The sequence below is a fragment of the Pantoea sp. RG18 genome, assembly GCF_025910075.1.
GTDB lineage: Bacteria > Pseudomonadota > Gammaproteobacteria > Enterobacterales > Enterobacteriaceae > Pantoea > Pantoea agglomerans.
On the sequence record NZ_JAPCIL010000002.1, the window covers coordinates 498,276 to 512,456 of the forward strand.

General features: G+C 59.7%; 12 protein-coding genes. 8 read left to right on the forward strand and 4 right to left on the reverse strand.

Annotated elements, in window-relative coordinates:
• The first annotated feature begins 40 nt into the window (after nt 1–40).
• Nucleotides 41–901 (forward strand): phosphonate ABC transporter, permease protein PhnE, encoded by an 861-nt coding sequence (gene phnE / locus OK409_RS02680; protein ID WP_052270617.1) that lies wholly within the window; start codon nt 41–43, stop codon nt 899–901.
• A complete protein-coding gene (gene phnE / locus OK409_RS02685; RefSeq protein ID WP_264366720.1) occupies nt 898–1,782 on the forward strand; it encodes a phosphonate ABC transporter, permease protein PhnE in 885 nt (294 codons plus the stop codon). Before phnE (OK409_RS02680) ends, phnE (OK409_RS02685) begins: the two co-directional genes overlap by 4 nt.
• Here the strand turns inward: phnE (OK409_RS02685) and OK409_RS02690 are convergent.
• Entirely contained in the window at nt 1,736–4,351 is a 2,616-nt protein-coding gene (locus OK409_RS02690; RefSeq protein WP_264366721.1) for an ATP-binding protein, read from the reverse strand. The genes phnE (OK409_RS02685) and OK409_RS02690 overlap by 47 nt on opposite strands.
• Before the next feature lie 147 nt (nt 4,352–4,498).
• Between OK409_RS02690 and OK409_RS02695 the strand changes: the two genes are divergently transcribed.
• The 4 genes from OK409_RS02695 to OK409_RS02710 all read left to right on the forward strand — a co-directional run bounded on the left by OK409_RS02695 (nt 4,499) and on the right by OK409_RS02710 (nt 8,761).
• On the forward strand, nt 4,499–6,013 hold the full coding sequence (locus tag OK409_RS02695; protein WP_033758244.1) for a sugar ABC transporter ATP-binding protein: 1,515 nt from the start codon (nt 4,499–4,501) through the stop codon (nt 6,011–6,013).
• 10 nt (nt 6,014–6,023) lie between these two features.
• On the forward strand, nt 6,024–7,004 hold the full coding sequence (locus tag OK409_RS02700; protein ID WP_010670880.1) for an ABC transporter permease subunit: 981 nt from the start codon (nt 6,024–6,026) through the stop codon (nt 7,002–7,004).
• Nucleotides 7,005–7,094: 90 nt separating this feature from the next.
• Nucleotides 7,095–8,033 (forward strand): ABC transporter substrate-binding protein, encoded by a 939-nt coding sequence (locus tag OK409_RS02705; RefSeq protein WP_010247755.1) that lies wholly within the window; start codon nt 7,095–7,097, stop codon nt 8,031–8,033.
• Between the two features lie 44 nt (nt 8,034–8,077).
• On the forward strand, nt 8,078–8,761 hold the full coding sequence (locus OK409_RS02710; protein WP_264366722.1) for a D-lyxose/D-mannose family sugar isomerase: 684 nt from the start codon (nt 8,078–8,080) through the stop codon (nt 8,759–8,761).
• Between the two features lie 15 nt (nt 8,762–8,776).
• Here OK409_RS02710 and OK409_RS02715 read toward each other — a convergent pair whose 3' ends face one another.
• Nucleotides 8,777–9,520, reverse strand: a complete 744-nt coding sequence (locus tag OK409_RS02715) for a response regulator (protein WP_052270614.1) — start codon at nt 9,518–9,520, stop codon at nt 8,777–8,779.
• A 422-nt stretch (nt 9,521–9,942) separates the two neighbouring features.
• Between OK409_RS02715 and OK409_RS02720 the strand changes: the two genes are divergently transcribed.
• Nucleotides 9,943–11,241, forward strand: coding sequence for an NCS2 family permease (locus OK409_RS02720; protein ID WP_212685931.1), 1,299 nt, complete (start codon nt 9,943–9,945; stop codon nt 11,239–11,241).
• Between the two features lie 1,384 nt (nt 11,242–12,625).
• On the opposite strand, the gene OK409_RS02725 is transcribed toward OK409_RS02720, so the two are convergent.
• Nucleotides 12,626–13,144, reverse strand: a complete 519-nt coding sequence (locus OK409_RS02725) for a hypothetical protein (RefSeq protein WP_264366723.1) — start codon at nt 13,142–13,144, stop codon at nt 12,626–12,628.
• Nucleotides 13,145–13,245: 101 nt separating this feature from the next.
• Nucleotides 13,246–13,446, reverse strand: coding sequence for a hypothetical protein (locus tag OK409_RS02730; RefSeq protein ID WP_264366724.1), 201 nt, complete (start codon nt 13,444–13,446; stop codon nt 13,246–13,248).
• Between the two features lie 294 nt (nt 13,447–13,740).
• Here OK409_RS02730 and OK409_RS02735 point away from each other — a divergent pair, with 294 nt between their 5' ends.
• Nucleotides 13,741–14,064: a hypothetical protein gene (locus tag OK409_RS02735; RefSeq protein ID WP_264366725.1), complete on the forward strand. Its 324-nt coding sequence runs from the start codon at nt 13,741–13,743 to the stop codon at nt 14,062–14,064.
• The last annotated feature ends 117 nt before the right edge of the window (nt 14,065–14,181 follow it).

Consider the following 14,181-nt stretch of genomic DNA (forward strand, 5'->3'; position numbering starts at 1 on the left):
ACTCGCCTGCGTCCCGCTGCTTTAGCGCCGGAGATCCCCTTTGACCGAATTCGAACACTACTACCAACGCATCCGTCGCCAGCAGAAACGAGACACGCTGCTCTGGTCACTGCTGCTGGTGGCACTCTACCTGGCGGCGGGCAGGGTGGCAGAATTTAATCTGCTCACCGTCTGGCAGTCGCTGCCGCACTTCTTTGACTACCTGCACGAAATCCTGCCTGTGCTGCATCTGCCGCTGCTGTTTGCCGACGGCAAGACCGAAGGCTCGCTGGCTTACTGGGGCTACCGTCTGCCGATCCAGCTGCCGCTGATCTGGGAAACACTACAACTGGCGCTGGCTTCGACGCTGGTGGCGGTGGCACTGGCCGCGATGCTGGCCTTTTTCGCCGCCGACAACACTCAGACGCCGGTCAGCGTGCGGATGACGATTCGCGCCTTTGTCGCCTTCCTGCGCACCATGCCGGAGCTGGCGTGGGCGGTGATGTTTGTGATGGCGTTTGGCATCGGGGCGATCCCCGGTTTTCTGGCGCTGGCGCTGCACACCGTGGGCAGCCTGACCAAGCTGTTTTACGAGGCGATTGAGTCGGCGTCAGATAAGCCGGTACGCGGCCTGGCGGCCTGCGGAGCCAGCAAACTGCAGCGGATGCGCTTCGCTTTCTGGCCACAGGTTAAGCCGGTCTTTCTCTCCTACAGCTTTATGCGACTGGAAATTAACTTCCGCTCCTCAACCATCCTTGGGCTGGTTGGCGCAGGCGGCATCGGCCAGGAGCTGATGACCAACATCAAACTGGACCGCTACGATCAGGTCAGTATGACGCTGCTGCTGATCCTGATTGTGGTGTCGCTGCTGGATACGCTCTCCGGCCAGCTTCGTCGCCGTGTGACAGGAGACAGGACATGATAAGCACCGTTCCCGATATCGCGCTAATGAAGCAGCAGCATCGTGAACTCTTCGCCGCACAGCCGCGCTATCTGCGTCGTTTGGCGCTGATGACACTGGCGGTGCTGCTCTATTACCTCTTTTTCTTCTCGGTATTTGGTCTGGAGTGGTCGCGTTTGCTGATGGGCTGTCAGCAGCTGGGGCGCTATTTCCTGCGGATGTTTTTCTGGCACGACTTCCTGAACTGGCCGTTTGGCTACTATCTGTCGCAGGTCGGTATCACCTTAGGGATTGTCTTTGCCGGTACGCTGACTGCCTCGCTGCTGGCGCTGCCGCTGTCGTTTCTGGCGGCGCGCAACGTGATGCACAGCCGAACCGCGAAACCGCTGGCGTTTCTGATGCGCCGTCTGTTTGACGTGCTGCGCGGTATCGACATGGCGATCTGGGGGCTGATCTTCGTCCGGGCGGTCGGCATGGGGCCGCTGGCCGGGGTGCTGGCGATTATCCTGCAGGATGTCGGTCTGCTCGGCAAACTCTACGCCGAAGGGCACGAAGCGGTGGAGCGTTCACCGGGTCGCGGACTGGGCGCCGTCGGCGCCAACAGCCTGCAGAAACACCGCTTCGGCATCTTCACCCAGTCATTCCCGCAGTTTCTGGCGCTGAGCCTTTACCAGATAGAGTCCAATACCCGCTCAGCGGCGGTGCTGGGCTTTGTCGGCGCCGGGGGCGTCGGTCTGGTTTACGCTGAGAATATGCGCCTGTGGAACTGGGATGTGGTGATGTTCCTGACGCTGATTCTGGTGGTGGTAGTGATGGTGATGGATGTGATCTCCAGCCGCCTGCGCAAGCGCTACATCAGTGGGAAGCCGGTGCCGTTGTGGCAGCCTGCTGCGCGCGATTAAGCCTTTCGCTGCGCTGCCAGGCGCGCTGTAACGCCTGCACCAGCTGTGCCTGCTGCCAGGGTTTCGCCAGCCGTTCGCACAGCGGCAGCGTCACCGGCTGGTGGCGCAGGTCCTGACCGCTGATAAGCAGCGTCGCCAGCTGCGGCCAGTTCTGCTGCGCCTGGCGGATCACCTCCGCGCCGTTAATCTCGCCGGGCAGCATCAGGTCGCTGATCAGCAGGTCGATATCAGGTGTCTGGCGCAGCAGCGCCAGCGCCTCTTCACCGTCACCACACTCCAGCGTCAGATAACCCAGTTGATGCAGATGCTCACAGAGTGTCTGGCGCACCGCCGGTTCATCATCCAGCACCAGCACCAGCCGGTTACTGGCCGCCGCAATCTCCGTCTCAATGTGCACAGGTGATGGCGGGGCGATCACTACGGCGGCGGCAGCTTCCGGCGCGCGTGGCAACAGCAGCCGCACCGTGGTGCCCTGGCCTGGCGCGGTTTCCAGTTCGATCTGGCCGCCAGACTGCCGCACAAAGCCATAAACCATCGACAGGCCCAGCCCGCTGCCGCTGCCGGTAGCCTTGGTAGTGAAAAAAGGCTCAAACACCTGCTCACGAACCCCGGCCGACATGCCGCAGCCGTGGTCTATCACCTCAATTGTGACCCTGTCACGCTTCTCATCGCCCTCCAGACGACGCTGATTCCAGATGCGCAGCCGGATTTCGCCGCTTTGCTGATGCATCGCATCGCGGGCATTTACCACCAGATTCATCAGCGCATTCTCCAGCTGGCTGGCATCAATCCAGGCGGGCCAGCCGGGACGCTGTGCATCAATAATCAGCTGCTGGCCAGGCAGCAGCGAGTGCTGCAGCAGCCCCTGCAGGTTATCCACCAGCGTCACCACCGACACCGCACGGGGATAGAGAGCCTGCTTGCGGGAGAACGCCAGCAGCCGCTGGGTCAGCTGTGCAGCGCGGTCGGCCGCCTGTCGCGCCCGATCAATCCGGCTGGCCAGCGGGCCGGGCGTCAGCTGGCCTTCGGTCAGCGCCAGACTGCCGATAATCACCGCCAGCAGATTGTTGAAGTCGTGTGCCAGTCCGCCGGTCAGCTGGCCGACCGCCTTCATTTTCTGGCTGTGCTGCAGCGCCTCCTCCAGCGTTTTACGCGAGGTCCGGTCCAGCACGGTATTGACCATGCCGCGCCGCGGGATTGGACTGAAGCGCAGCTCCAGCGTACGACCATCGGCCAGCCGGATCTCCTGCGGTTCACCGGGATCGTGCAGATCCACCGCCAGCGGCGCCAGCAGTTGCTGCCAGGGAACGCCGCGATGCAGTTCATGCGGCGCGATGCCGAGCAGCTCCGCATACTGGGCGTTCCACACCACCAGCTGTCCGTTGTTATCAAACAGCGCAAAGCCGTCGCGCATCGCCAGAAAGGTGGATTCCAGCTGATTACTCTTCTCTTTCAGCAGCCGTGAGGTGTGAGCCAGTGAGGCGGTGTTACGGGCAAAGACGTTAAACGCCCGCGCCAGCTCGCCCAGCTCGTCGCGACGTTGCAGCCCTGGCACGCTGACGTTCTGCTCGCCCTGCGCCAGCCGCGTCATGGCCCCGGCAATCGCCGTCAGGCTCGACCCGAGATTGCGGTAGATGTAGATACCGGCATAGCCGGTAATTGCCAGCGCCAGCAGCGCAAACAGCGCGATAAAGCCGATGATGGAATCCAGCTCACGGTGGGTCGCCAGGGTGCGCGCCTCACTCTGTAACGCCACCTGCTGCACCGAGGCGCTGATATCTTCATTCAGCATCGCCACCAGCGCTTTAATCCGGTAGGTGGCATAGGCGATCGCCAGGTCGCTCTGCTCCAGCGCCTCTGCCAGCGGCAGCAGGCGCTGCTGGGTGGCCAGCAGTCGCTGCACGTTTTCGCCGGTCACGCCCGTCAGCGGCACGTTGCGCCACTGCGCCATCACCTGCTGGAGCTGTTCGATGACGGCGATGGGCGAGGGTGTGCGGATCGCGATGGTGATCAGCCGTTCGGTTTGCTCCCGCAGCGCGGCATCCGGCAGCGTCCGCTGTTCCCGCTGCACCAGCTGGTCGATATGGCTGAGCAGAATCTGTGTCTGCCACAGGTCGCTCAGCATGTTGTTGCGCTGCAGATGACGCTGGTGACCGGTCAGCAGCAGGCTGTTAATCGTCTGTTCCAGCATCAGGCTGCGGGCGCGGATCCGGGCGATGCGCTCCGGCTGACGTGCCGCCAGCGGCGCACTGGCCAGCAGGCTCAGCGCCTGCTGCAACGCCTGCTGATTCTGCTGCAGCCGCTGTGATTCGCTCTGGTACTCCAGCGCGCCCACCACCTGTGACAGCCGCACTGCCGCTGTCGCCACGTTGGCGGTATCCCGCGCCAGCGCCAGGCTGCCGTTCATGTCGGCCAGGGTCTGCGCCTGTGCCTGCTCCTGAATCGCCCCGGCATGACGAAAGCCGAAGATCGCCACCACGCTGACCATCAGCGTGACCGACACCACCAGCAGATTGAACAGCAACAGGCGTCCACGTGCCCCGGCCTGCCACGGATAAGTGCGCTGCATCCCACGACCTCTTATTCACTGCAACGATGGGCCGAGTATAGGAGCGTGCAGGCGGGCGTTTATGACAAATATGAATGGGCGCTGACATTTTCCGTTTATCTGGCGTTGCTTTACTGACGGCTATCCACAGTCCGCAGGAGCGAGGCGATGACAGCCACACCGATACTGGAAATGCGGGGAATTACCCGGCGCTTCGGCAGCTTTTATGCCCTGAAGGGCGTCGATCTCACGGTTTATCCCGGTGAGGTCCACGCGCTGATGGGGGAGAACGGCGCGGGTAAAAGCACACTGATGAAGATTCTGGCCGGTGCCTATACCGCCAGCAGCGGGGAAATTTTAATTGAAGGCAAGCCCTGGGCGCTGAAAGGGCCGAAAGAGGCTCTGGCCGCCGGGATCACCCTGATTTATCAGGAGATCAACCTGGCACCCAACCTGACGGTGGCGGAGAACATTTTTCTCGGCAGCGAAATCGCGCCCGGCGGGCTGGTCAGGCGGCGGCAGATGGCCGAAGAGGCGCAGCGGGTCATTGACCGGCTCGGCGCGCAGTTCAGCGCCTGGGATCTGGTCAGCCGTCTGAGCATCGCCGAGCAGCAGCAGGTGGAGATCGCCCGCGCGCTGCAGCGCAACAGCCGCATTCTGGTGATGGATGAGCCGACCGCCGCGCTCTCCAACCGCGAAACCGAACAGCTGTTCGCGCTAATCAAACGGCTGCGCAGCGAAGGCATGGCGATCATCTACATCAGCCACCGCATGGCGGAGGTGTATGAGCTGTCCGACCGCGTCAGCGTGCTGCGCGACGGGGAGTATGTGGGCAGCCTGACCCGTGACCAGCTTAACGCCAGCGAACTGGTGCGGATGATGGTCGGACGGCCGCTCAGCGACCTGTTTAACAAAGACCGTGCTATCCCGCTGGGTGATATCCGGCTGGCGGTTAATCACCTTACCGACGGCGGCAAAGTGCATCCCAGCAGTCTTGAAGTGCGGGCCGGAGAGATTGTCGGGCTGGCCGGGCTGGTGGGCGCAGGCCGCAGCGAACTGGCACAGCTGATTTTTGGCGTGCACAAGCCGAAAGAGGGCGAGATCTGGATCGATGGCGAGAAGGTCACCATCCATTCACCGCGCGATGCAATTGCACGCGGCATCGGTTTCCTCACCGAAAACCGCAAAGAGCAGGGACTGTTTCTGGAGATGGCGGCGCAGGAGAACATCGTGATGGCGACGCTGGAACGTGACGCCAGTTACGGGATGCTGAACCGCCGCAAAGGGCAGACCATCGCCAGTGAGGCGATCGCTTCACTCAATATTCGCGTTCCTCACGCTCAGGTCCGGGCGGGCGGTCTGTCGGGCGGTAACCAGCAGAAGCTGCTGATTTCGCGCTGGGTGGCGATTGGCCCCCGCATCCTGATCCTCGATGAACCGACGCGCGGCGTCGATGTCGGGGCGAAAAGCGAGATCTACCGCATGATGCAGGAGATGGCGCGGCAGGGTGTGGCGATTCTGATGATCTCCAGCGAACTGCCGGAAGTGGTCGGGATGAGCGACCGCGTTTACGTGATGCACGAAGGCACCATCGTCGGTGAGCTGGAGGGCAGCCACATCAGTCAGGAAAATATTATGACGCTGGCAACCGGTGCGCATAGCGCGTCAGCAGGCGAAATCTAAGGAGACCACCATGACACAACTGGCCCGCACCAAAGCACCGACGCTGAAACGCGCCCTGATGGGCGATCTGCTGCAAACGGTGGGTATCCTGCCGATTCTGATCCTGATCGTGGCGGTATTTGGTTTTGTCACGCCGAACTTCTTTACTGAAGCAAACCTGCTCAACATCACCCGTCAGGCGTCGATTAACATCGTGCTGGCGGCGGGCATGACCTTTGTGATCCTCACCGGCGGCATCGACCTGTCGGTGGGGTCAATGCTGGGGACCACCGCGGTGGTGGCGCTGGTAGCATCACTGGATCCAATGCTGGCTTCCATGACCATTCCAATGGCGCTGGGCGCAGGCCTGGTGATGGGGCTGTTCAACGGCATCCTGGTCGCCTGGGCCGGATTGCCGCCCTTTATCGTCACGCTTGGCACCTACACCGCGCTGCGCGGAGCCGCTTACCTGCTGGCGGATGGCACCACAGTAATCAATTCCGATATTAACTTTGAGTGGATCGGCAACGGCTATCTCGGGCCGGTGCCGTGGCTGATTGTGATTGCCTTTGCGGTGATCGCCATCTGCTGGTTCATCCTGCGCCGCACCACGCTGGGCGTACATATCTACGCGGTCGGCGGCAATATCCAGGCGGCGCGTCTCACCGGTATCAAGGTCGGAATGGTGCTGCTGTTTGTCTACGGCATGAGCGGCCTGCTGTCGGGGCTGGGCGGTCTGATGAGTGCCTCGCGGCTTTACAGCGCCAACGGCAACCTTGGGGTTGGCTATGAGCTGGATGCGATTGCGGCGGTGATCCTCGGCGGCACCAGCTTTGTCGGCGGCATCGGCACCATCACCGGCACCCTGATTGGCGCACTGATTATCGCCACGCTGAATAACGGCATGACGCTGATGGGGGTCTCCTATTTCTGGCAGCTGGTGATCAAGGGCGCGGTCATCATCATCGCGGTGCTGATCGACAAATACCGTACCCGTCATCATGTGAGTTGAGTCTTAAAAGGGCGGATGTGCCATTACACCTCCGCCATCTAAAAAACGCCATTAAGTGGTTGGCACCTTGAAAACAGCAGGAGAAGGTCTATGCGTTTTAATCCGATTGTAACCGGGCTGCTGGCGGCGACGCTGTTCAGTACCGGCCTGGCTCAGGCAAAAGAACTCAAATCTATCGGCGTAACGGTCGGCGATCTGGCAAACCCCTTCTTCGTGCAGATCACCAAAGGCGCAGAGATGAAGGCGCGTCAGCTGGCGGGCGATAAGGTGAATGTGACGCTGGTCTCCAGCGGCTACGATCTCGGTCAGCAGGTGGGCCAGATTGATAACTTTATTGCGGCCAAAGTCGACATGATTATTCTCAACGCCGCCGACTCCAAAGGGATCGCTCCGGCGGTGAAGCGGGCGCGTGATGCCGGTATCGTAGTGGTGGCGGTCGACGTGGCGGCCGATGGCGCGAATGCGACCATCACCTCCGATAACACCGAGGCGGGCGCGATGGCCTGTAAATATATTGCTGACCGCCTGAAGAACAAAGGCAACGTGGTGATCATTAACGGACCACCGGTCTCTGCGGTGCAGAACCGCGTTGAAGGCTGCATGACCGAACTGAAAACCCATCCTGACATCAAGCTGCTCTCTTACAACCAGAATGCCAAAGGCAGTCGTGAAGGCGGACTGGAAGTTATGACCGGTCTGCTCTCTGCTAATCCAAAGATTGATGCGGTGTTTGCCATCAACGACCCGACAGCGATTGGCGCAGACTTAGCGGCGAAACAGGCGCAGCGCAGTGAGTTCTTTATCGTTGGCGTCGATGGCTCGCCAGACGGTGAAGAGGCGCTGAAGCGCAAGAATTCACTGTTCGTCGCGACGCCTGCGCAGGACCCACAGGTCATGGCCGCCAAAGCGGTCGAGATTGGTTATGACATTCTGCAGGGCAAACCGGCACCCGATAAGCCGGTGCTGATCCCGGTGAAACTGATCGATCGTAACAACATCGGCAGCTACCAGGGCTGGACGGTGAAATAAGCTTTAGTGCGGCACCTTAAGGGTGCCGCTCTCAGGAGGCCACCATGCAACGTTCAGAGGTTAATTATTACCTGCAACATACGCGCGAGTTTTTCCGACAGCAGGATGTGCATCTGCCGCCGTGGGCCGATTTCGATGTGAGCCAGTGGCGGGCTCAGGATCGTGAGGTCGCGCAGGAGATTCTGGCGTTGCGACTGGGCTGGGATCTCACCAGTTTTGGCGCAGCTGATTTTCTGCAGACCGGGCTGACACTATTTACCCTGCGCAACGGTTCACCAGGCGGGCAGCCGTGGCATAAACCCTACGCCGAGAAAATAATGCATGTGCGGGAAGGGCAGCAGACGCCGATGCACTACCATCCGCGCAAGATGGAAGACATCATTAATCGCGGCGGCGGGAATCTGATTGTCGAACTGCATAACCGCGACGGTGACGGGCTGGCTGACTCGCTGGTGGCGGTGTCGCTGGATGGCCTGCGCCAGACCCATGCCGCCGGTTCACAGCTGCGGCTCTCACCGGGTGAAAGCGTGACGCTGGAGGCGGGCATCTGGCACAGTTTCTGGGGGGAAAGTGGCTTCGGCGACGTGCTGGTGGGCGAGGTGTCGATGCCCAACGATGATGAAAACGACAATGTGTTTCTGACGCCGCTGGCTCGTTTCAACCCACTGGAGGAAGATGAAGCGCCGCGCTGGCTGCTGTGCAACGATTACGCGCACTGGCTATCCTGAGCGCGGCAGGCGTAATCAGGCAATCTGACTGGCACGCGTTGTTGAATCGGGTTTCACCACATCGGCCGAAAAGACATAACCCAGTCCGCGAATGGTGCGGATCAGGTCGGGCTGGTGCGGGTTGATTTCGATTTTACGGCGCAACCGCATGATCAGCACGTCGATGGTGCGATCAAACACGTCGAGACTTTCGCTGTGGGTCAGCTCCAGCAACTGATCGCGGGTCAGCACTTTTCGGGCGTGGCGAACCAGCGCGCGTAACAGGCTATATTCCCCCTGGGTCAGCGGCACCAGCTCGCGCTGCGGATTAAACAGCTGGCAGCGGCCATCGTCCAGTTGCCAGCCGCCAAAACGCCAGCCCTCCTGTTCAGGGTCGGCCTGGGCAATGCGTCCGCTGCGACGCAGGGCCGCCCGGGTTCGCGCCACCACCACGCGTGGATTAAAGGGTTTGGCGATGTAATCATCTGCGCCCATCTCAAGGCCCACCACCATCTCCGCTTCAGAACCCATACCGGTCAGCATAATCACCAGCACTTCGGGTCGCTGACGCTGAAGCTGCTGCAACACCAGTAGCCCGTTGGTATCGGGCAGCATCATATCCAGCATCACCAGCGAGATTTCCGGGTGTTCGCTGAGCATCGATAGCGCCTCGCGTCCCTGATGACAGCGGTAGACCGTTAACAGATGTTCACTTAACGCATCCTGCAAGACGTCGCAGACTGCAGGATCATCATCCACCACCAAAATTGCTGGCTTCATTGCGCGGCCTCAATGTTACGAAAGAGTTAATTCTGGAGTCTACACAGGCCAGAAAAGCTTGCTGAGGCAGCGTGCTGAAACGTGACCAGCTTCGCCTGTGAGAGTGCGGAAGCGTGCGCTGGCGCAGAGTTTTTCGGGGCTCGCCGTTTGCCGCAGGAAAACGATTGCGCGGCATCGGTGCATTGCACCATAATCGCGCCTCGTTTTGGTTCGGAATTCTCTTAGGCGTACCCGGCTCTGCCAGGTAATCGATTGCGTCGGTAGATGGCATGGCAATTGCTTTGGGCAGTGGGTAAGTCAGGGATTTCAGGCGATTCTGGCACGCAAGTATGCAGCGGCCAGCATCAGTGTCCCGGAAACAGAATAATCAGCATGCAAACCCCTTTGGCAAGTGAGACTGATGTCTCCTGTATCGAGAGATGATGATGTTAGAAAAACTATTCAAACTCAAAGCGCATAACACGACGGTTCGTACTGAGATTATCGCCGGGATCACCACCTTCCTGGCGATGGCTTATATTCTGTTTGTGAACCCAAGCATTCTGGGCGCAACCGGCATGGACAAGGGCGCGGTATTTGTCGCCACCTGTCTGGCGGCGGCGATTGGCTGCGTGCTGATGGGGCTGATCGCCAACTATCCGATTGCGCTGGCGCCGGGTATGGGACTGAACGCCTTTTTCACCTACACCGTTGTGCTGCACATGGGCTACACGTGGCAGATTGCGCTGGGCGCGGTGTTTCTCTCGGCGGTGATTTTCTTCGCGATGTCGCTATTTAAGATTCGTGAATGGATTATTGCCAGTATTCCGCTGCCGCTGCGCGCCGGGATTGGTGCCGGTATCGGGCTTTTTCTGGCGCTGATTGCGCTGGAAGGGGCGGGTATCGTGGTCGATAACCCGGCGACGCTGGTGGGCATTGGCGACCTGACTAAACCGGGTCCGCTGCTGGCGATGCTTGGCTTTGTGGTTATCGTGGTACTGGAAGCGCGTCGGGTGACGGGCGCAGTGCTGATCGGTATTCTGCTGGTGACCTTTATCTCAATGGGCATTGGTCTGTCGCCCTTTGCCGGGGTCTTCTCTGCACCGCCGTCGATTGCACCGACCTTTATGCAGCTGGATATTGCCGGCGCGTTTAACGTCGGCCTGATCAGCGTGATTTTTGCCTTCCTGTTTGTTGATGTGTTTGATAACACGGGCACGCTGCTGGGTGTGACCAAACGCGCCGGTCTGGCGGATGAGCAGGGTAACGTGCCGAAGATGGGCCGTGCGCTGATTGCTGACAGTGCGGCTGCGCTGTTTGGTTCGCTGCTCGGCACCTCGACCACTACCAGTTATGTGGAATCAGCGGCGGGCGTGAGTGCCGGTGGCCGTACCGGCCTGACCGCGATTGTGGTCGCCGTGCTGTTCCTGCTGGCCCTGTTTTTCTCGCCGCTGGCCTCCAGTGTTCCGGTTTATGCCACCGCGCCTGCGTTGCTGTTTGTAGCGGTGCTGATGGCATCGGGCCTGGCAGAGATTGACTGGAAAGATATCACCACCGCCGCGCCGGTCACCGTCACCGCGCTGACCATGCCGCTAACCTATTCGATCGCCAACGGCATCGCGTTTGGTTTTATTACCTGGACGCTGGTGAAGCTGCTGAGCGGACGCGCGAAAGAGGTGAATGCGGCGCTGGTGATCCTGTCGATTCTGTTTGTGATTAAGCTGGGATGGTTAAGTGCTTAGTTGTTGTCTGGCGGCAGGGAAGGTCGCTTAGCAGCGGGCTGGCTATGAGTTAGTTTCGCCTGGCAGCGGGCTGGCTATAAGCAGGTTACGCCCGCCCAGGCGAGGGGAGTTTCAGATCACTTAGCCGCGCGTAAGCACTGAGCGGGTTTCGCCCGCCAGGCGATGGGGAGTTTCAGGTTGCCCGAGCAGGCGGACGCGTCAAGGGGCGGACGCCCGCCCCTTAACAATCCCGGCGTCCGGCTGCCTGCGCGCCCCGCTACGCGGGGTGCCTTCGTCACGCCCTGCGGCCGACGGACCGTCCGGACTCGCCATCCCTGGCTCGTGCCGTCCTTTCGCCGACGTCCTGTCGGCTCATCCTGGCCTCTGGTTGTTCCTCAGCGCTGCGGACGCCTCTGGCAAACCCCTGCCGGTGGGTTTGTTACCCGGACTGGCTGGGCTCAGGCCGCTGAAAGCGGGGAAAGATTCATAAGGTTTCGCTTTGTAGCAGGCTGACACTGAGCGGGTTTCGCCTGCCAGGCGATGGAACGTTTTAGATCACTTAGCCGCGCGTTAGCGCTGAGAGGGTTACGCCCGCCAGGCGATGGGGAGTTTCCGGCTGCCTGCGCGCCCCGCTGTGCGGGGTGCCTTCGTCACGCCCTGCGGCCGACGGACCGTCCGGACTCGCCATACCTGGCTCGTGCCGTCCTTTCGCCGACGTCCTGTCGGCTCATCCTGGCCTCCGGTTGTTCCTCAGCGCTCCGGACGCCTCTGGCAAACCCCTGCCGGTGGGTTTGTTACCCGGATGGGCGGGGCTCAAGTTACTGAAAGCGGGGAAAGATTCATAAGGTTTCGCTTTTAGCAGGCTGACACTGAGCGGGTTTCGCCTGCCAGGCGACGAGGATTTTCAGGTCCTTTAGCAGCGCGTTAGCACTGAGCGGGTTTCGCCCGCCAGACGTATGGGAGTTTCAGATCACTTAGCAGCACGTTAACACTGAGCGGGTATCGTCTGTCAGGCTATGGGGTTGGCGGTATCTGATACACTGCGCAACATTGCAATAGAGCGCATATGGCGGAGTTGTCGTTATTCACGGCTGTTCTCGTTTGTGCGTTTAAATTATAAAAGCATTTCACTTGTGGCGTTTGTTGTTACTCGTTACTCCATTTCAGCGGTGTATTTAATTCCATTATTTCTCACATCATGGCTATCAAAAATCCGGGGTTCCACTGTACGCCAACTCCAGGTTGCATTTCCCTGATGGTAAAAAAAGAGGGGTTTCACACATACTCAGCGTTGACAGGATCTCTGAGCGTTTTAGTTAATTCAGGTAAGCTGATTTTAATGTTGAGCTGACGGAGCTGACGGAAAGTTTTCTTACGCTAAATCAGAGTTATTAAAATGCCTGTTTTAGCTGTGAATTAACCCGTGATAATTGCTGTTCTCGCCTGTTTTATAAGCCGGCTGCCAGGAGAGAAGAGAGATTAAGGCGTGGGTGAATTTAGTCGCCGCCATCTCCTCCGTCACCACCGTTACCTCCCGCACCGCCGTCACCTCCCGTGCTGCCACCATTCCCTCCGTTCCCCCCTGCGCCACCAGCACTGCCATTGCTGCCATCCCCTCCATTTCCACCGTTTCCGCCATCTCCCCCCATACTGCCGCTTCCTCCATTCCCGCCATTGCCTCCGGCCTGGCCATTCTGTCCAGCACCTCCGTTCCCGCCATTTCCACCGCTTCCTCCCAGGCCGCCATTTCCGCCATCACCGCCATTGGCTCCGGCACCACCATTTCCTCCTGGCCCTCCATTTCCGCCGATACCCCCGTTTCCCCCTCGTCCTCCATTTTCACCCGGACCGCCATTGGCCCCGGCACCGCCGTTCTGACCCGGTCCGCCATCAGAACCTGCAGCGGCATCAATGAGAATGACATTATGGTGTGAACTCAACATATCCGTTTTGTACTCAGCATGCGCATACGGAATGATGATTAGCGAAGCTAACAAAGTGATTGTTTTCATTTGAAAATCCTTTTCAGAAAACTTTCTCCACCGGTCCCTCCGTTACCACCCGCACCGCCTGCGCCGCCCGCACCACCTGCGCCGCCCGCACCACCTGCGCCGCCCGCACCACCTGCGCCACCTGCGCCACCCGCACCGCCTGCGCCGCCTTTACTTGATGTATCGGAATTATCGGCACTCCCACTATTGCCACTATTGCCGCCATTGCCGCCATTACCTCCTTTTCCTCCGTTAGTACCTTCTCCCGGAACGCCTCCTTTGCCTCCCGCGCCTCCGTTTTCACCATTGCCTTGTTGTCCGTCTTTGCCTGCTGAGGGCTGGAGGGAGGTATTTGAAGATGAAGTATTCATGTCGCTGGCAGTCTGAGCCAGCGAGTAAAACGGACATGCCACTGTCAGTACGGTGGCTAAAAATAATGGGTAACTTCTGGTAAGTTTCATGTGCTGTTCCTGTGCTAACAGTGATAATGCTCCTGCTATAACGGTTACAAACAGGAGCTTTTTAGTTAATGGACGCCAGACTATCAGTCTCCGCCGCCATCTCCGCCGCCATCACCGCCACCATCACCGCCACCATCACCATCTCCGCCACCATCACCTCCTCCATTACCACCGCCGTTGCCTGCATCATTTCCGTTACCGTCACCACTCCCGTTAGCATTCCCGGTGCCGTTATTACTGTTATTACCCTGATCAGAACCGTTGCCGTTTTTACTGCCGTTATCATTATTGGAATTATTACCATTCTGGCTGGCGTTAGCGGCGCCATTACCATCACTTCCGCCAGCACCTCCGGCGCCTCCAACACCTCCGGCACCACCTTGCCCGCCTAACGCTCCTCCTGCACCCCCCGCGCCACCTGCGCCGCCGGCACCTCCCGCACCAGTAAGAATGAAGGAAGACTTAGAGGTATTGACGTCAATGTTTGCTGCACTGATATCAAATTGCCT

Bases quoted from the DNA above. Each gene is read 5' to 3' on its own strand.
- phnE (WP_264366720.1), top strand. From the start codon at position 898: ATGATAAGCACCGTTCCCGATATCGCGCTAATGAAGCAGCAGCATCGT.
- OK409_RS02715 (WP_052270614.1), bottom strand. From the start codon at position 9,520: ATGAAGCCAGCAATTTTGGTGGTGGATGATGATCCTGCAGTCTGCGAC.
- OK409_RS02700 (WP_010670880.1), top strand. From the start codon at position 6,024: ATGACACAACTGGCCCGCACCAAAGCACCGACGCTGAAACGCGCCCTG.
- OK409_RS02720 (WP_212685931.1), top strand. From the start codon at position 9,943: ATGATGTTAGAAAAACTATTCAAACTCAAAGCGCATAACACGACGGTT.
- OK409_RS02705 (WP_010247755.1), top strand. From the start codon at position 7,095: ATGCGTTTTAATCCGATTGTAACCGGGCTGCTGGCGGCGACGCTGTTC.
- OK409_RS02690 (WP_264366721.1), bottom strand. From the start codon at position 4,351: ATGCAGCGCACTTATCCGTGGCAGGCCGGGGCACGTGGACGCCTGTTG.
- OK409_RS02725 (WP_264366723.1), bottom strand. From the start codon at position 13,144: ATGTCATTCTCATTGATGCCGCTGCAGGTTCTGATGGCGGACCGGGTC.
- OK409_RS02695 (WP_033758244.1), top strand. From the start codon at position 4,499: ATGACAGCCACACCGATACTGGAAATGCGGGGAATTACCCGGCGCTTC.
- OK409_RS02710 (WP_264366722.1), top strand. From the start codon at position 8,078: ATGCAACGTTCAGAGGTTAATTATTACCTGCAACATACGCGCGAGTTT.
- OK409_RS02735 (WP_264366725.1), top strand. From the start codon at position 13,741: ATGGACGCCAGACTATCAGTCTCCGCCGCCATCTCCGCCGCCATCACC.
- OK409_RS02730 (WP_264366724.1), bottom strand. From the start codon at position 13,446: ATGGCGGCAATGGCGGCAATAGTGGCAATAGTGGGAGTGCCGATAATT.